This is a genomic window from Nocardia amikacinitolerans (genome assembly GCF_900215415.1).
Lineage (GTDB): Bacteria > Actinomycetota > Actinomycetes > Mycobacteriales > Mycobacteriaceae > Nocardia > Nocardia amikacinitolerans.
Window position 1 is genome coordinate 503,346 of sequence record NZ_OBEG01000004.1, and the last position, 17,421, is coordinate 520,766.

Sequence of the window (17,421 nt, forward strand, 5' to 3'; positions counted from 1 at the left end):
GATGACCGCTCCCGTCGCCGTCCAGCAGGAAGTATCCCTGCGGAAGCGACTGCCGCTGCGCCACTTTCGGCAGCTGCAAGGCCCCGACGCCAGACATCTCTTCCACCGCCAGCCCGAACCGTTCGGTGAGCACACCGACCGGGATCTGCTCGCGTACGGACTCGGCGCGACCTTGTACGCGCCTGCCACCAGACCCGATCTCGCCGAGACCATCCGGCGCCGCGCCGACCGCGGCGTCTGCTCGATGGTGATCGACCTCGAGGACGCCGTCGCCGACGACGAGGTGGAGCTCGCGAAGAAACAGGCCGTCGACGCGCTCGGGGAACTGGCGGCCAGCTCGGCCCCCAACCCGCTGCTGTTCATTCGCGTGCGCGAGGCGAGCGCCATCGGCGAGATCGTCGACCAACTCGGGGCGGGCGCGCCCGCGCTGACCGGCTTCGTCTTCCCGAAGTTCGACAGCTCCACCGGCCGCGCCTATCTGGACGCGCTGGAAGCGGCGGCCGAAAGATTGGCTCGGCCGCTCTACGGCATGCCGGTGCTCGAGTCGGCCGCCCTCGTGCACCGTCAGACCCGCGATCAGGAGCTGACGAACATCGCGGCCATGCTGGCCGAGCACCGGGAACGGGTACTCGCGGTGCGGGTCGGCGCCACCGACATGTGCTCGACCTTCGGCATCCGCCGCGACCGCGACCTGACCATCTACGACGTGCGTGTCGTCGCCGACGTCATCGCCGACATCGTGAACTACCTCGGCCGGGCCGACGGCACCGGCTTCGTGATCACCGGACCGGTGTGGGAGTACTTCGCCGATCACGAGCGTATGTTCCGGCCGCTGCTGCGCACGGCGCCGTTCGAGGAGTCCGACGCGGTGCCGTTTCGGCAGTACCTGGTCAGCCGGGATCTGGACGGACTGCTTCGCGAGATCACCCTGGACCGTGCCAACGGCATCCAGGGCAAGACGGTGATCCACCCCTCGCACGTCGCGGCGGTGCACGCGCTGTCGGTGGTGTCGCACGAGGAGTACTCCGACGCGCTCGACATCCTTCAGGTCGACGTGGGCGGGGTGGCGGCCTCGGGTTACCGCAACAAGATGAACGAGATGCGGCCACACCGCAGTTGGGCTCGGCAGACGCTGCTGCGGGCGCGGGTGTTCGGTGTGGCGAACAAGGGAGTTTCTTTCGTGGATCTGCTCACGGCGTTGGTGAAGGTATGAGCGGGCCCTGGGCGACGCGAACACTCGGTATCGAACTTCATCATCTGTCTTGTCACGGCACGAGTTCCGACGGCGTGCTGCCCGCCGAGCTGTCGATCGAGATGCTGATCGAACCCGGTCTGCGGCGCAATCCGCGCCGGGCGCACCTGCTTGTCTCGACGGTGCTCGGCAAGCACCTGCCCACCGATCCGCGGGTGGTGCTCGACGCGGGCAACCGGCTCGGTGATCTGGTGCGTGCCGTCCTCGACGAGCGTGCGGGCGGATCGGCGCAGGCGGTCGTGCTCGGATTCGCCGAGACAGCAACGGGTCTCGGCCACACGGTCGCGGCACGGATCGGCGCGCGGTGCTACCTGCATTCGACGCGCCGCGACGTGCCGGAGGCCGAGACGCTGGCCGGTTTCGAGGAAGGGCACTCGCACGCCACCTCGCACCTGCTGCAACCCGCGCCCGCCGAGATCTTCCGCAACGACCTGCCGCTGGTGCTGGTCGACGACGAGATCTCCACCGGCGCCACGGCGATCGACGCGGTGCGCGCGCTGCACGGGTTCTCGCCGCGTTCGCACTACGTGCTCGCTTCGCTGGTGGACATGCGTACCGAGGAGGACCGGGCTCGATTCGAGAGCGCCGCTGCCGAACTCGGCGCTCGCATCGACACTGTGTGCCTGGCTTCGGGATTGACGAAGCTGCCCGACGGCCTCACCGATGCCGTCACGTCGATGCCCGATCCCGAGCTGAATCCCGTTGCTGAGCAGCGGGGTTCGTTCGGTCGCATCGAACTGCCCTGGCCAGACTCGGTGCCCGAAGGCGGGCGGCACGGGATACTCGATTCCGACACCGCGGCTTTCGAATCCGCCGTCGCCGCGGCGGCGACGGTGCTGTCCGCCCGCCTGGCCGTTGACGCGCCGGACCGTCCGGTCATCGTGCTAGGGCACGAGGAGCTGATGTACCTGCCGCTCCGGTTGGCCGCAGCGCTGGCCGAGTCGGGCATCCCGACCAGGTATCAGACCACCACCCGCTCGCCCGCCTACGTGCTGGACGAGCCGGGGTACCCGCTGCGGCGCGGATTCCGTTTCCTCGCACCGGAACCCGACGCGGAAGCGCCGCGCTATCTCTACAACGCCTGCTGGCCGCAGGATTTCGATGCCGAGCTGCGCGAGCTGACGGCGCAGCGCTCGGCCGACGATGTGCTCGCTGCGTGCGACGATGCGCGGACTGCGGGCGACGGACCGAGCGAAATCAACCCGATCCTCGTCGTGGTGCTCGACCCGCCCGCCGACACGCCGGAGCTGCTCGCGGACGGCGGTTTGGTCGACGTCCTCACCGCTTCCGGCGCGGACGTGCTGGTAGCGGTCGTGCCGGGCGCCGATCCGCGTAAGTTGGACAGCGAGCGGCGCGCGGTTCTCCATGCGTCGGCGGCTACGGACAGGGAGGTCGAGACGAACCGCGTGATGCGAACCGAGACGACGCCGGTGGCGACCGAGGAGTTGCCGCTACCCGCGCCGCTGTACGGACCGGAGTTCGGTTCGTACGCGGCCGACGAGGTCTCCTGGCTGCTGAAGGATCTGTCCGACGCCGACCTCGAGGCCGACATCGCCGAGCGGGAGCGCCGCATCCAAGCGGGCGTCGCGCACTACGCGGAATCGCTGCCGATCGAGTACCAGCCGGATGCCGCCTACCGGAGTCTGTTCGACGAGGTGCTCGCCGAGAGCGCCGAGCGGCTTGCGCTGGCCGTGGGCACCGTCGCCGAACTCGTGGTCGCCGAGCGGGGCGAGGACATCGTGTTGGTGTCGCTCGCGCGCGCGGGGACGCCGGTGGGCATCCTGATGAAGCGTTGGTTGCGCTCGGGCCGCGGCGACGGGCTGCCCAGCCTGAACGTGCCGCACTACGCGGTGTCCATCGTGCGCGATCGCGGCATCGATGCAGTCGCGCTGGATTACCTTGCCGAGCATCATGATCCGGCGTCGGTGGTGTTCGTCGACGGCTGGACCGGCAAGGGCGCGATCACCAAGGAGCTCACCGAGGCGCTCGACGCCTATCACGCGGCGGGCGGCGCGCGATTCGACGACGAACTCGCTGTGCTAGCCGATCCCGGCCACTGCGTGCGCACCTACGGCACCCGCGATGATTTCCTGATCGCCTCGGCCTGCCTCAATTCCACGGTGTCGGGCCTGATCTCGCGCACCGTACTGAACGACACGCTCATCGGGCCCGGAGACTTCCACGGCGCGAAGTTCTATCGCGAACTGGCGGCCGACGACGTCTCCGGTCGCTTGCTCGACGCCGTCACCGGCGCCTTCGACGCCGTACGCCCGCGCGTGCCCGCCGAGCTGGCCGCGGTGCTCGGCTCGGACCGGACTCCCACCTGGACCGGCTGGTCCTCGGTGGAGAAAGTGCGTGCCGAATACGGCATCGCCAGTGTGAATTTCGTGAAGCCGGGGGTCGGTGAGACCACCCGGGTGCTGCTGCGCCGCGTGCCGTGGCGGGTGCTGGTCCGCGAGGCCGACGCCCCCGAGCACGCGCACATTCGGATGCTCGCCGCCGCGCGCGGTGTGCCCGTCGAGGTCGTCCCCGACCTGGCGTACTCGTGCATGGGATTGATCAAGGAAGTACCGAAGTAGATGCTACTGGTAAGACCACGAAGACAAGCGCTAGTCGCCACCGATCTCGACCGCACGATGATCTACTCGCGCAACGCTTTCAGCACCGCCTCGGAGGTGCCGATGGTGTGCGTCGAACATCTGGAGGGCGCGCCGCTGTCGTTCATGACGACGGCCGCGGCGCTGCGCATGCAGACGCTTACCCAACCGGCGGCCGTCATCCCGACGACGACCCGGACCATCAAGCAGTTCAACCGGATTCGACTACCCGGGGCGCCCTGGCGCTACGCGATCACGAGCAACGGCGGCAACATCCTGGTCGACGGCGTCCCGGATATGCGCTGGCGCATCGACATCGACGTGAAAGTGCGCCAGAGCGGCGCCACCCTTTCGGAGGTGAGTGCGGAGCTACGCGCCAGGATCGATGACTCCTGGGTGACCAAGTTCCGCGTCGCCGACCATCTCTTCTGCTACCTGGTGGTCAAGCCCAAGGCGGTGCCCGATGGCTTTCTCGCCGAATGGGACGCCTGGTGCCGTGAGCGCGGCTGGTCGGCCTCCCAGCAGGGCCGCAAGATCTACACGATGCCGCAGTCGGTGTGCAAGAGCGTCGCGGTCGCCGAGGTGCGCCGCCGCCTGCTGGAATCCGGCGAACTCACCGACGCTGCCAAGACTTTCGCCGCAGGCGACGGCGCACTCGACGCAGAAATGTTGCGCGCCGCCGACTCCGCCATCCGCCCGCGGCACGGCGAACTCGAACAACTCAACTGGACCAGCCCCAACCTCACCATCACCCGCGCCACCGGCATCCTCGCAGGCGAAGAAATCATCAACTGGTTCATAAAGTCGGCCCCACTCACCGCCTGAACCCCGACCCGCCCGCGCCAACCAATTAGACCGAAGGTGACTTTCGGTCGGCCTGGATGGCTGACGGTCACCTTCGGTCGACAGGCTTGGCGACCGGCGCGGTTGTCGAGCCGGTCGCCTGCCCTCAGTAGTGCTGCTGCTGACCCGCGAGCTGCTGGGCGATCACACCCTGGAGGCGTTGCAGGCCGCCGACGGTGACGCCGCTCTGCAACTGGCCCTCGATGGTGCGCACGAGCACCGAGTCGCTCATGACCTTCTCGCTGGACTGGATGAGTACCGTTCCGGCGCCGGTGAAGTCGAATTGCCGCTCCTCGCCGGAGTTCACGCCGAAGCGCGCCGCGCCCGCCGCCAGGAAGCTGGAGACCCACTGGTGGTCGTAGTGGTGGCTGGGGGAGGGGCAGTCGGCCCAGCCGACAAGCGATTCCGGGTCGACCCGCAGCGGCGGTTCGGCGAAGATCACCGGGCCGTTGGAGGAGGCGAGGAACTTGCCGGTGCCGATCAGGGTGAGGAACCCGGGCACGATCGACTGCTTCAGCGCGAGACCGGGCTCGAAGGCGAGCAGGTTGGCCGCGCGGATGGTGAGGTTGCCGTCGTCGAGATCGAAGGAATTGATGTCGTAGCCGCGGTCACCGATGATCAGCTTGCCGTGGCCCTCGGCGACGACGTAGTCGTTGGTGAACAACGGGGCCGAGAACTGCTGCGACACCATGTGCATCAGCCCGCCGTGCAGGCCGTGGGTGAGCAGCTGGAAGTTCATCTGGCCGTAGTAGGCGATCATCGCGCCCTTGCGCATGAACCACGGCTTGTTGAGGTCGATGCAGTAGGCGTAGCTGTTGCCCGGGATGTTGTCGCTTTCGCCGAGCGTCATCGGGTTCAGGATCTGGGCCATGGTCACAACTTCTCTTCGGAGGCCTGCACGTAGACGACACCCTGTCCGACGCAATGCAATTGCATCGCCTCGCCGGAGCCGCGCCCGACCGCGTCACGCCAGCTCAGCGCGGTCTTCAGTTCGGTCTGCACATTGCCGTACGCGGCGACGAACGCCTGCGGGTCGACCACGATCGGATTCGGCCCGCCCACTTGCAGTTCCAGGAATCCGCCGTGCGCGAGCAGCACCGCCGCGCCGTGCCCGGACAGCTGGGTGGTGAACATGCCCTGCCCGGTCAGCGCACCGGAGGCCGCACCGCGCAGCGCGCCCATCAGACCACCACCGCCACCACCGCCGCCGGAACTCGCCACGGAGACGATCGAACTCTGCAATCCGGCCGTATTGGCAAGCAGCCGTGAGGCTTCCACCCGCAGCGACGCGCCGGGCTGCATCTGCACGACGTGCACCTCGAGCCCCGCGAAGCCGTAGTGCACCTGGCCGTTGCCCTGCGCGAGCATGGTCCGCTCGTGCTCACCCGCCATCATGCGGCCCGCCATGCCCATCAGCCCGCCGCCGCCCATGCCCTGCGCGCCCGGAATCTGGTGCGGCGCAAAGGAAACATCGCCGCTGTAGTACAGCATCGCGCCGCTGCGTGCGACGACGCCGCCCGCCATGCCGACGTCGACCTTGACGACCTTGCTGTTGACTTTCTCGAACACCGCAGGGCCCCTTACCGTTCCGCAGGCTGGATCAACACGACGCCTTGGCCTTCCCAGCGCAGCGAGAACGCCTCGCCCGCATCCTGACCCACCATGGTCCGCCACGAGACATCGGTGACGAAGGACTGGTTCAGATTGCCCTGCGCGGCGACGAACGCGTCCGGATCGACCACCAGTGGATACTGCGGCGACACCTCCAGGTGGATCAGCGGGCCGCCCGCGGAGAGCAGCGCGACCTGTCCCTGTCCGGTGACGGTGGTGGTGAACAGCCCCGCTCCGGTGGACGCGCCGCGCAAGCCCGCGAAACGCACGTCGGTGCGCAGATTCCCGGCGAAGGCGAGCAGCTGCTGCGATTCCACCTGCAGCGTCTCGCCGTTCAGGTTCACCACCGACACGTGCTGGCCGTTCACCGCGAAGAAGACCCTGCCGTTCCCGCCGCACTCCATCAGCGACAGCTTCTCGCCGGTGGCGCGCCGCTTGAGGCCGGCGAGCACGCCGTCGCCTCCGCCGAACCCGGCGGCCTTGAACTGCACGTTTCCTTCGTAGGCGATCATCGACCCGGCGATCGCACGGACGCTCGTTCCGGCGAGGTGGGCCTCGACCACCTTCTTCGACTGTTCGAAAAGTTGTGCCATCTGGGAGTTTGCCCTGCTGTCGCGTTATCGGAACATGGGTCGTCGTCACGTTCCGCTGCCAGCGGTCACTGTAATGGACACGCGCGATTCGCAACGCCCCGCGCGGCGTTTACTTCGGCGGTGGCCGGGCCGTTTCTCGTAGAGTGGCAACCGTACGCACCGACAAGCGAAGGGTCGACCTTGTCCGCAACACTCGCCAAGGGCCAGAACGGCCCGCTGGCCACCAACGATGTGGTGATCTCCGTCCAGCTGTCGGCACCGGCGGACCTGTCCGCACTGCTGGTGACCGAGCGGGGCAAGGTCCGCTCGGACGCGGACTTCGTCTTCTTCAACCAGCCCAACGGCCCCGGCGTCAACCTGCAGCCCGCACCTTCCGGGCAACCCGCCTCGCTCGCCGTGTCGCTGAACTCGGTGCCCGCCGATATCGACCAGATTCGCGCGGTGATCACCCTCGACGACGCGTCCAGCAACTTCGGCAGGACCGCGCCGCCGGTCGCCATCGTCTCCGACGCGGGCGGTAATCCGTTGTACGAGTACCGGATCGATGGACTCGACACCGAGTCCATCGTCATCGCGCTCGAGCTGTACCGCCGCCAGGGCTCCTGGAAGGTGCGCGCCGTCGGGCAGGGCTACGCCGGTGGTTTCGCGGCGCTGGTCACCGATCACGGCGTGACCGTCGACGAGGCGCCCTCGACCCAGCAGGCGCCGCCGACGCATTACCCGCAGCAGACGGCCCCTGCCCAGCAGTCGCCGCAGTACGCGTCCACCGGCTCGTCGTACCCGCCGCCCGGCGCCGGGTACGCGCCGCCGACCGGCGGTGGCTACCCGCCGCCGCCCGGTCCGGCTGCCGCGCCGCAACCCGCCGCGCAGCCGACCGGCGAGGTGAGCCTGAGCAAGGACCGCCCGGTCAGCCTGCAAAAGGGTCAGCGCGTCACGCTGCGCAAGGAGGGCGGCCAGGCGCTGACCTTCGTGAAGATGGGTCTCGGCTGGGATCCGGTGCAGACCCGCGGCATGTTCGGCAACCGCACCGTCGACATCGACCTGGACGCCTCGGTGATCATGTTCGCCGACGGCAACCCGGCCGACTACGCCTACTACGGTCAGCTCTCCTCCAAGGACGGCTCGGTGCGCCACCAGGGCGACAACCTGACCGGCGAGGGCGAGGGCGACGACGAGGTCATCCTGGTCGACCTGACCAGGATTCCGGCGCACATCACCTCGCTGGTGTTCATCGTGACCTCCTACAAGGGCCACACCTTCGAGCAGGTGCGCAACGCGTTCTGCCGCCTCGTCGACGGCTCCAACAACGCCGAGCTGGCTCGCTACACCATGGCGGGCGGCATGGCGTTCACCGCGATGGCGATGGCGAAGGTGTTCCGGGTCGGCGCCGACTGGAAGATGCAGGCGCTCGGCGAGGGCTTCCAGGCCAAACATCCCGGCGAGGCGATTCCCCAGCTGGGCCGCTTCCTCTGAGGCGGGCTCACCGGGGGCACGCGCGAAGAGCATGGCGGACAACGTGATTCAACTGAAGGCGGGCCAGAACATTCCGCTGACCGGCGATGTGCTTCGGTTCGGGGCAAAAGCCGATGCGGCGCTGGATGTTTCCGCGCTGGTGGTGGCGGAGAACCTGCGCGTGTTCGACGCGTCGGACTTCGTCTTCTACAACCAGCCGAGCACCGGCGGCGTCGCGCTGGACGGCGACGAGGTGCGCATCACGCTCGAAGAGGTGCGCGCTGACGCCAAGGCGGTCCTGCTGGTGGTGAGCGCCGATCCCGCCGCGCCCGGCGGCGGCGAGCTCGGGCCCGTGACCGCGTCACTCGCCGAGAACGGCACGGTCACAGCGGAATTCGCGATCGCGCCCGCGGCGGGGGAGGCGGCGTTGATCTGCCTCGAGGTCTACCGGCGCGGGGACGCGTGGAAGGTGCGCGCCGTCGGCCAGGGCTACGCGGGCGGGCTGCCGGTGCTGCTGCCGGCGCACGGCGTCGAGGTGTCCGGCGGACCGGATGTCGCGGCACACGCACCGCACCCGGCGGGCGACCGCGACGCCATCGCCGGACCGCAGCAGGCCCAGCATCCGACCGGCGCCCCTGCGCTGGAGGTGTCGCACGGCCTGGAACGGCTGTGGATGATCTTCGAGGACGCGGCCCGCTCGGCCGCCGCGCTCATCTCGGCACGGGACTACGCGGCGAAACGGCTGGACGACGAACTCTCGGCCGCGGTCTCCGATCCCGCGACCAGGAACACCCCGGTCGCCGAGGTCAAACGCCAAGAGGCGCAACGCCGCAGCGACGAGCTCGTCGGGGTCGCCGAGGCCAATCATCGGCGCGACAGCGAGCATCTGATGCGCGAACTCGCCGAGGCCGACCGGTTGCTGCCGCCCGCGCTGGCCTCTTGGTCGTCACCGGCCTGGGAAGGCCGCGCCAAGCCGAGCGACGGCATCCGACTGGGTGAGCTGTACGCGATCGAACGCGGACCGCTGCGCATCCCGTACTGCGTGCCGGTGCCGCTGACCAGGCCGCTGTGGATCGACACCGAGCATTCGGCGGCGGTCGTCCCGGTGGTCGGCGCGCTGCTTGCCCGGCTCCTCGCGTCCGATCCCGGCAAACGCACCCGCATCGATGCCATCGACCTGACCGGCGCGTTCACCGGGCTGCTCGCGCCGCTCGGACCGGTGCTGAACGGCCCGCCGATCACCGACCACGGCGAGATCTCGGCGCGGCTGCAAGCCCTCGTCGACGCAGCCGAACTGGCCGAAATGGCTTACAACAGTGGAGCTTTCACGCCACCCGTCGAGCATCGGGTACTGCTCGCCGCCGACTTCCCGCACGGGTACCAGGCCTCCGACGCCCAGCGCATCACGGCGCTGACCCTGCGCGGCGATCTGATCGGACTGTCCATCGTGATCGTCGGCAGCGACGAATCCGAATCGCCGGACGGCACCGTCGCGGCGCTGTCACAGGCCTGCCGCCATCTGCCGACCGTGGAGGACACCCCGCTGTTCGATCCGTGGACCGGCAGCGCCTGGCAGTTGGAGTTGGATCTGCTGCCGCGCGACCCGGACCGCGCGGCCAAGCTGCTGCGTTCGGAGTAGGGCGCACGCCCGCGACCGACCGAAGGTGACCACCAGCAACCCAGACCGACTCGAAGTCACCTTCGGTCGAATATCGCGCGGGTGGGTCAGCCCGTGCGGGCGGGAACTCTTCTGGGGCGTAATGGTTCCGGCAGCCAGGGGAGTAGCGGGTCGGCGCTGCGGTCGATGACGCCGCCCGCCGGGTCGTCGACGAAATCGCGGCGCACCAGGTCCTCGCCCGGCCGGTAGATCTGCCAGACGATCAGCGCGCAGAGCCCGAGCACCGCCAGGTCGCGCAGGACGACGGTCCCGGTGAACCACTGCTCGGGCAGACCCTTGCGGTCGAGGCCGAGGTAGTAGAACATGCGCGGCACCCAGACGAGCGCGTCGATCGTCATCCAGGCCAACAGGATTCGGCGGTGCGGCAGTGCGAGCACGGCGAGCGGCACCAGCCACAGCGAGTACTGCGGGCTCCACACCTTGTTGGTGAGCAGGAACGCCGCGACCACCAGGAAGCAGAGCTGGGCAAGGCGCGGGCGGCGCGGTGCGGTGAGCGCGATGTAGGCGATCGCGGCGCAGGCGAGCACGAACAGCAGCAGCGAGACCGCGTTCAGCACGGTCGGCGCCTCGCCGTGGTCGAGTTCGCCGTCGAATCCGGTCCAGCCGGTGAACGAGGTGATCACGTTGTAGATGGAGTCCGGGTCGGCGTGCCTGGTGGTGTTGAGCCGGAAGAACTCGCGCCAGCCGTTCGGATACAGCACCGCGATCGGCAGATTCACCGCCAGCCAGGTGCCCGCCGCGGCCACCACCGCCACGATGGCCGCGCCGAGCGGACGGAAGCCGAAGAACTGGATGCGGTACGGCGTTTCGCGTACCCAGGTCAGCGCGGCGCGCCACCCGTCGATATCGCGCATCCGCAGCCCGAGCCGGGCGCTCGGCACTCGGTGCATCGGATCGACCCGCAGACACAGCACCACGATCGGACCGAGCAGCAGTAGCGGATAGAGCTTCGCCGCGCCGCCGAGCCCGAGCAGCACACCGGCGAGCACCGGTCTGCGCCGCGCCCAAGCCAGCAGGCCGGTGGCGGCGAAGGCGGTCGCGAGCGCGTCGAAGTTGGTGAACGCGTGCACGATCACCAGCGGCGAGCACGCGATGAGTGCCGCGTCCCAGATCCGGCGTCCGGCGAGCAGCGCAGAGGCCCACACGGTGACCAGCCAGCCGAGGGCGAGGCCGAACGCGACGACATTGAAGTAGATGACCACTTGCAGCGCACCGGGCAGCGGCAGCGCGTCCCAGGTCTTGGCGATCTGCATGGACACGTACTGGTATAGGCCCGAGAGCACCGGGTATTCCATGTATCGCGTCTCGCGGCCGCCGTCAGGTGTCTGCTCGACCCAGGCCTTCTTGTACGGGAACGCGCCCTCGTCCAGGCGTTCGGCGCCGTACAGCGGCACGGTGTCCGAGTAGCACATCGCCACGTACTGGCGGCCGTTGTTCCAGTCCAGCGTCAGCGTGCCGTCGCCCGCGTCGGTCTGCTGGATGCAGCCCGCCTTGGTCGCCCAGCCAAGCGCCAGGAAGATCACCGTGCAGGCGAAGATCACCCGCAGCGGTGTCCAGAACCGGACCCGGCCGATCAGCGCGTGATCGCCCACCGGCCCGCCGACGACAGTGCTCAACTGCGCGGCGAGGGAATCGTTGCGGCTCGGGCGATCCCGCGCGTCGGCCGAGCGCAGGTCCGGTGCCAGCGGCGCGGGCGCCGCGTAGTGTGTCCCGCCACCAGAGCCCCCGCCGGAGCGCGCGGCCTCTCCCGTCCGCACGTCCACCACTTGCTGATCGGTCACGAAACCCGAGCCTAATAGGTCCGATAAAAAGCGAGGCCGCCCGGAGGATGTCCGGGCGGCCTCTTCGGTTTCGAGCTCTCGACTAGCGGCTGCGGGTGGGCTGGGGGCTCGAGCCCTCTTCCTCGCCGCTGTCGCCTGCTCCGCCCCCGCCGTTTCCGGTTCCGCCAGGACGCGGCGTGCCCGTTTGTGTCGGTGAGCCGCCGCCGGTCGGGGCGACCGGCTGGCCGGGCAGCGGGCCCGGATCCTGCTCACGCTGCTGCGGGCGTTGCTGTGTCTGCGGGTTTGGCTGAACGCCGGGGACCGGGATGGTGATGCCGGGCAGGATCTCCACCTGGGTCGGCGCGATCACCACCGGCGGCACCGGCGCGTCGACGGTCGACGGCGGGGTGTACGGCGCGGTCCACTCCGGGACACCCGCCTGGCCCTTGATCGGCGCGGGCTTCGGGAAGGTCTCGGTCGGCGTGCCCTGCAGCGCCCCGTCCATGGTCGCCTTCCAGATGTCCGAAGGCAGGCTGGAACCGTAGATCATGGCGCCCGCGTAGTTGCGCAGCGGCGAGTTGTCGACGCTGCCGACCCAGACCGCGGTGGACAGCGACGGGGTGTAGCCGACCATCCAGGCGTCCTTGTTCTCGCCGGTGTCACCGAGCTGGGCGGTACCGGTCTTGGACGCCGACTCGCGACCACCGGCCAAGCCGTGGTTGCGCGAGTACGCCGCGATCGGCTTCATCGCCGCGGTCACGTTGTCGGCGACGGCGGCAGAGACGCGCTGTTCCCCAGCGACGTCACCGCGATCGAGCAGCACCTGACCGTCGGCGGTCACCACCCGCTGCACGAAGTGCGGCTGGTGGTACACGCCGGACGCGGCGAGCGTGGCGTAGGCGGAGGCCATGTCCAGCGGACGGGCCTGGTACTGGCCGAGCACGATGCCGTTGTTCGGGCCGGAGCCGTCCGGTTCCGACAGCGTCTTGCCGACGCCCGGCAGCTCCTCGGGGATGCCGAGCTTGTGGCCCATGTCCGCGATCTTCCTCGGACCGTTGCCCATGTCCAGCTGCATGCGATAGAAGCTGGTGTTCAGCGAACGCTTCAGCGACTCGGCGATGGTGCACATGCCGCAGGACTCGCCCTCCACGTTGGTGATCTTGATGCCGTTCACCGTCAGCGGCGAGCTGTCGTACATCTGCGAGAGCGGGATGCCCTGTTCGAGGTTCGCGGCCAAGCCGACCACCTTGAACGAGGAACCGGTCTGCAGCGGCGCGTTGGCGAAGTCGTAGCCCTGGCCGTCGGTGCCGCCGTAGTAGGCGCGCACCGCGCCGGTGCGCGGATCGATCGACACCACCGCGGTCCGCAGCTGCTCGGGCTCGCCCTGCATCTTGCTCGTCGCGGCGTCGACCGCGGCCTGCTGGGCCTTCGGATCGATGGTCGTGGTGATCTGCAGACCGGCGGTGTTGAGCTGCTGCTCGCTGATGCCCGCCGCCGAAAGCTCCTCGAGCACCCGGGTCTTGATCAGACCCTCGGGTCCGGAATCCAGCGTCTTGTCCTGGGTTTGCGCGACGGGGGTCACCTGCGGGTACTGCATGCCCTGCCGGTCGGCGGGCTTCAGGTTGCCACCGTCGACCATGCCGTCGAGCACGTAGTTCCAGCGGGTCTTGGCGCCCTCCGGGTTCTTCTCCGGATCCAGCAGCGACGGCAGCTGGATGGTGGCGGCGAGCACCGCGCCCTCGGCGACGGTCAGATCCTGCACCGGCTTGCTGAAGTAGGCCTTGGACGCCGCGTCGATGCCGTAGGCGCCGCGACCGAAGTAGATGGTGTTCAGATAGGCGGCGAGGATCTCGTCCTTGCTCCACTGCCGCGCCATCTTCGCCGAGATGACCAGCTCGTGCATCTTTCGGGTGAGCGAGCGTTCGTCACCGACCAGCGCGTTCTTCACGTACTGCTGGGTGATCGTCGAACCACCGCCCGCGCTCTCCTTGCCCATGACGTTGTCGCGGGCCGCGCGCACGAAACCGGAGATCGAGAAACCGGGGTTGGTGTAGAAGTCCCGGTCCTCGGCCGCGATGACGGCGTTGCGCACGTGCGGCGGGATCTGCTCGATGGTCACGTCGGTGCGGTTGCCCTGCGGCGGAACCACCTTGCTCAGCACCGTGCTGCCGTCGCTGGCGTAGATCATCGCGACCTGATTGGTCTTCAGGTCGCCGGGCTGCGGCACCGACACCGTGGTGTAGGCGACGAGGAAGACGGCGCTCGGCACCACGATCGCGAGGGCCATGCACACGTAGAGGGTCCGGCGGATCAGCTTCCACGGAATCCGCTTCGCGCCGGGTCGCTTGCCGGCCCCGCCGGAACCACCGTCACCGCCGCCGTTGCGGCGCGGCGGCGGACCCGAGGGCGGCTGACCCGACTGGGCGCGGCGCTCGCCGGTGATCGGACCGTTCGGCCGACGATCGCGGTCGATCGCGGGCCGCTGGCCGGTGTTCGGCCGCGCGCCCGCGGGACGGACGGCGGCGCTCGGACCGGACCGCCGGTCGCGCTCGGCGACCGCCTCGCTCAGCGAGCTCGGCCGGGGCGCGCCCTGCGGATTCTGGCCGGGCCGTTGAATGCGCTGGGTGGCGCCCGCCGCGCCGCCGGGCGGCTGCGGACGACCCTCCGGCGGACGACCCTCCGGCGGGCGGCCCTGCGGGGGACGACCTTGCGGGGGGCGACCCTGCGGCGGCGGTCCGGGACGATGCGGCGGCTGCGGGCCGCGCGCGCCCCCAATGGGGCCACCCTGCGGACCACCGGGACGCGGGCCACCCTGCCGCGGGCCGCCGGGGGGCGGTAGCGGACGGAAACCTGGCGGCGGCGCCTGGCGCTGGCCTGGTGACGGGTTCGGAGCCGGTTGTGAACTTCGCTGAGTGCGGCCGCCGTGCGGTTCATCGCCGTAGGGGGAAGTCTCGTAAGGCGAATTCACTGACAAGATCTCCATAACTCGTATCGGTCAGGCTGGTTCGGTGCGGTCACGGGCACCGCAGCGGACACGTGTTGGCTCCGCGTGTCACCCAACTGGCAGATGACCAGGCACATCACTCGGCGGCGGTACGTCGGTTCGCTCGGGTACCCGAACGGCGACGCGTGGGCGCCGGGGCGTTGCCGAGCACGTAGGACTGCACCAGATGATTCCAGCTGCAGCTCCGGCATACCTCGACGACATGAACCGAGAACTCCTCGCGAGTCTCGGCGAGGCGCGTGAGCTCCTCGGGTGTGCGAGCCGAACCAGCTACCGGTCCCAGGCCGTCGCCGTAGACCCAGGATACGAGGGTGAGCTGTTCTTTCCGGCAGATAGGGCACGTGACCTCGCTCCCCCGACCGTGGAACTTCGCCGCACGCAGGAGATAGGGATTTGCATCACACACCTCGGCGACATCGACCCGGCCCGCATAGACGTCAGCCAGCAGCGACCGGCGCCGGAGCGCGTAGTCGACCACCTGCCGCTGAATTCGCACGCCAACCAGAGTAGCGGGGTGCGGGCGCGGACGTCTCGGTCCGTGCGGCTTCGCGCGCATTCACATGCCGTCCGTCGATGCGGTGCCCCGCCCTCCGCCGGTTCGAATTCCGCCGGTGGAACGGGGCGCGGCGGGGGTCGGGGCCGTCTACGATTCGGTGGTGTCCACCGGGAATGACGGGCGCATGCGAGCGCGAGACATCGATCGTGTCCATGCGTGCGGGGTATTGGACGCCGCATACGCGGAGGGGCAACTCGGGGGCGAGGAGTATCGCGAGCGGACCGCTAAGGCCGCCAAGGCGAAAACCCTCGGTGAGCTGGCCAGGTTGACGGCCGATCTCCAGGTTCCAGCGGCCGCCCGCGATCTGACACCGCGCGGTGCGACGCGGAAACCGTTGCGGCGTGGCCGATCCCGTGCGGGTTACGCCGGTCACACACGGGCGCGAAATGTCGATCGCGCCAACACCGTTCGAGTCCTGGACGACGCGCTCGGCGACGGCCAGCTCACCGCCGAGGAACACGAGGCGGCGACCGAACTCGCCTCGGCGGCGAAAACACTCGGCGAGCTGGCGGAATTGGTCTCGGACTTGCAGCGCGCCGCCGAGCCGTCGCCGACTCCGCCGCGCTCCCGTCGTCGGCTCTTGTTCCGCGCCGCCGTCGGCGTCACCGCGGTGCTCGGCGTGTGGGCGGGCTACTTCCTGGCGGGCAGCGACGACGCGCGGGTGGCGGCGACGTCTCGGCAGACGATCGATCCGAACCCGGTGCAGCCCTTGGTGCTGCCGACGCCCGAGCTCAACACGGTGGCGGGCATGACGCTGTTCCGCGACCGGTATCGCGAGAAGTTCGGTGACACCATCGTCGACGAGCTCGCGCTGCACCGGAATTTCGCCTCGGTACGGCGAATCGCCCCGGAGGGCCCGCAGTGGTCCGCCGACTGGAACTACTGGGGCGGATTCCAGCGGCCGAACGACATCATCACGACGCGAAGGGCCGACACCCGCACGGTGGACCTGGCAATCCTCGACGTCGAGGCGATCGGCAAGGCGCTCGCAAACGCGCCCGCGCTGACGAAAGTGCCCGACGGCGTCGTCGACTCGATCGACTTCTCCGTCGACGATTCCGGCACCGCGCAGGGCAGGCCGCTGGTCGAGATTCGCGTGCACAACGAGCGCGGCCAGTACGGCCGCGTCCAGCTCACGCCCACGGGCGAGGTGCTGAAGGTCTGGGAGGTCCGATGAACCGGGGCGTGCGGTGATGGCGTCGAACACGGCCCGGCTGCGGGCGCGCGACACCGATCGCGCCGACGTGTGCGGACTGCTCGATGCCGCACTCGCCGACGGACAGCTCACCGCAAGCGAGCACACCGCCCGCACACAGGCGGCCATGCGGGCGAAGTCGTTCGGGGAACTGGACAAGCTGATCGCCGATCTGCAAATTCCCGGCGATCTGGTCGACGCGCCCGTCGTACGCGGCGGGCGCGTCCGGGGATGGTGGCTACCCGCGGCGATTCTGCTCGCGGCCGCGTTGTTCGGCGCGCTCGCCGGATGCGTCGGGCGCGGGGGTGTCGATCGCGTCGCCGCCGACCCGCTGCCGGACCTGACGACCGGTCCCGGCCTGGCCTACTTCATCGATCGGTACCGCGCCGAGTTCGGCGACACGGTCGTCGACGATCTCACCGTGTATCCGCGGTACGCGATCTTCTACCGCAACGTGAACAACCGGTCGCAGTACTTCCACTTCGACGGTGATTTCGACCCGTCGAGCAGTTCGCAGGCGCGCAAGCTCGACACCCCGACCGTCGATCTCGCCACGATCGACTTGCCGGTCGTCTTCCGGCTGCTCGCGGGCGCACCGCAGTCGTTGCTGCTGCCGGGCAGTCCGATCTCGCACGTGAGCATCGAGCGCGAAGCCGCGAAGAACGCGCAACCGCGCCTGCAGATCTTCGTCCGCAACGAGGTCGACGAGAGCGGGTTCATGACCGTGCTGTTCGACGGCGAGCCGCTGGAAGTCCGCCCGCCCGGTCGCTGACCTGCGCACTCACTCCATATATCGCCCATCGCTGTGCCCGGTTATATCGGCGCGATATACTCGGAAGTCGCATCCATCGGTTAGGTCTGCACAACAGTCAGGGGGTGA

13 protein-coding genes are annotated in these 17,421 nt (G+C 69.1%); 7 read left to right on the forward strand and 6 right to left on the reverse strand.

From position 1 onward, the window contains the following. Position 1: 1 nt before the first annotated feature. Genes CRP45_RS20645 through CRP45_RS20655 form a run of 3 tightly spaced genes read left to right on the forward strand, consistent with a single transcriptional unit; the run spans position 2 to position 4,674 of the window. Positions 2-1,213: an HpcH/HpaI aldolase/citrate lyase family protein gene (locus CRP45_RS20645; protein WP_097246421.1), complete on the forward strand. Its 1,212-nt coding sequence runs from the start codon at positions 2-4 to the stop codon at positions 1,211-1,213. After that, positions 1,210-3,831, forward strand: a complete 2,622-nt coding sequence (locus CRP45_RS20650) for a phosphoribosyltransferase domain-containing protein (RefSeq protein ID WP_097246422.1) — start codon at positions 1,210-1,212, stop codon at positions 3,829-3,831. Before CRP45_RS20645 ends, CRP45_RS20650 begins: the two co-directional genes overlap by 4 nt. After that, positions 3,832-4,674: an HAD family hydrolase gene (locus tag CRP45_RS20655; RefSeq protein ID WP_097246423.1), complete on the forward strand. Its 843-nt coding sequence runs from the start codon at positions 3,832-3,834 to the stop codon at positions 4,672-4,674. Between the two features lie 124 nt (positions 4,675-4,798). Here CRP45_RS20655 and CRP45_RS20660 read toward each other — a convergent pair whose 3' ends face one another. Genes CRP45_RS20660 through CRP45_RS20670 form a run of 3 tightly spaced genes read right to left on the reverse strand, consistent with a single transcriptional unit; the run spans position 4,799 to position 6,896 of the window. Further along, the gene (locus tag CRP45_RS20660; protein WP_067786822.1) at positions 4,799-5,563 is read right to left on the reverse strand and encodes an AIM24 family protein; all 765 of its coding nucleotides are present in this window, start codon (positions 5,561-5,563) and stop codon (positions 4,799-4,801) included. 2 nt (positions 5,564-5,565) lie between these two features. Next, complete coding sequence (locus tag CRP45_RS20665) at positions 5,566-6,261, reverse strand: AIM24 family protein (protein WP_097246424.1); 696 nt, start codon at positions 6,259-6,261, stop codon at positions 5,566-5,568. A gap of 11 nt (positions 6,262-6,272) precedes the next feature. Beyond that, the gene (locus CRP45_RS20670; protein WP_097246425.1) at positions 6,273-6,896 is read right to left on the reverse strand and encodes an AIM24 family protein; all 624 of its coding nucleotides are present in this window, start codon (positions 6,894-6,896) and stop codon (positions 6,273-6,275) included. 180 nt (positions 6,897-7,076) lie between these two features. Between CRP45_RS20670 and CRP45_RS20675 the strand changes: the two genes are divergently transcribed. Both CRP45_RS20675 and CRP45_RS20680 read left to right on the forward strand, forming a co-directional pair. Further along, positions 7,077-8,369: a TerD family protein gene (locus tag CRP45_RS20675; RefSeq protein ID WP_097246426.1), complete on the forward strand. Its 1,293-nt coding sequence runs from the start codon at positions 7,077-7,079 to the stop codon at positions 8,367-8,369. Between the two features lie 43 nt (positions 8,370-8,412). After that, on the forward strand, positions 8,413-9,987 hold the full coding sequence (locus CRP45_RS20680; RefSeq protein ID WP_097246698.1) for a TerD family protein: 1,575 nt from the start codon (positions 8,413-8,415) through the stop codon (positions 9,985-9,987). Positions 9,988-10,073: 86 nt separating this feature from the next. Here CRP45_RS20680 and CRP45_RS20685 read toward each other — a convergent pair whose 3' ends face one another. The 3 genes from CRP45_RS20685 to CRP45_RS20695 all read right to left on the reverse strand — a co-directional run bounded on the left by CRP45_RS20685 (position 10,074) and on the right by CRP45_RS20695 (position 15,346). Then, positions 10,074-11,783 carry a glycosyltransferase family 87 protein gene (locus CRP45_RS20685; RefSeq protein ID WP_245910303.1) on the reverse strand — a complete coding sequence of 570 codons (1,710 nt, stop codon included), beginning with the start codon at positions 11,781-11,783 and terminating at the stop codon, positions 10,074-10,076. A 106-nt stretch (positions 11,784-11,889) separates the two neighbouring features. Then, complete coding sequence (locus CRP45_RS20690) at positions 11,890-14,229, reverse strand: transglycosylase domain-containing protein (RefSeq protein ID WP_281256208.1); 2,340 nt, start codon at positions 14,227-14,229, stop codon at positions 11,890-11,892. Between the two features lie 637 nt (positions 14,230-14,866). Beyond that, positions 14,867-15,346: a DUF5318 domain-containing protein gene (locus CRP45_RS20695; RefSeq protein ID WP_245910269.1), complete on the reverse strand. Its 480-nt coding sequence runs from the start codon at positions 15,344-15,346 to the stop codon at positions 14,867-14,869. 100 nt (positions 15,347-15,446) lie between these two features. On the opposite strand from CRP45_RS20695, the gene CRP45_RS33935 reads away from it, so the two are divergent. Next, a complete protein-coding gene (locus CRP45_RS33935) occupies positions 15,447-16,523 on the forward strand; it encodes a DUF1707 SHOCT-like domain-containing protein (RefSeq protein ID WP_179830941.1) in 1,077 nt (358 codons plus the stop codon). A gap of 16 nt (positions 16,524-16,539) precedes the next feature. After that, a complete protein-coding gene (locus CRP45_RS20705; protein WP_097246428.1) occupies positions 16,540-17,313 on the forward strand; it encodes a DUF1707 SHOCT-like domain-containing protein in 774 nt (257 codons plus the stop codon). The last annotated feature ends 108 nt before the right edge of the window (positions 17,314-17,421 follow it).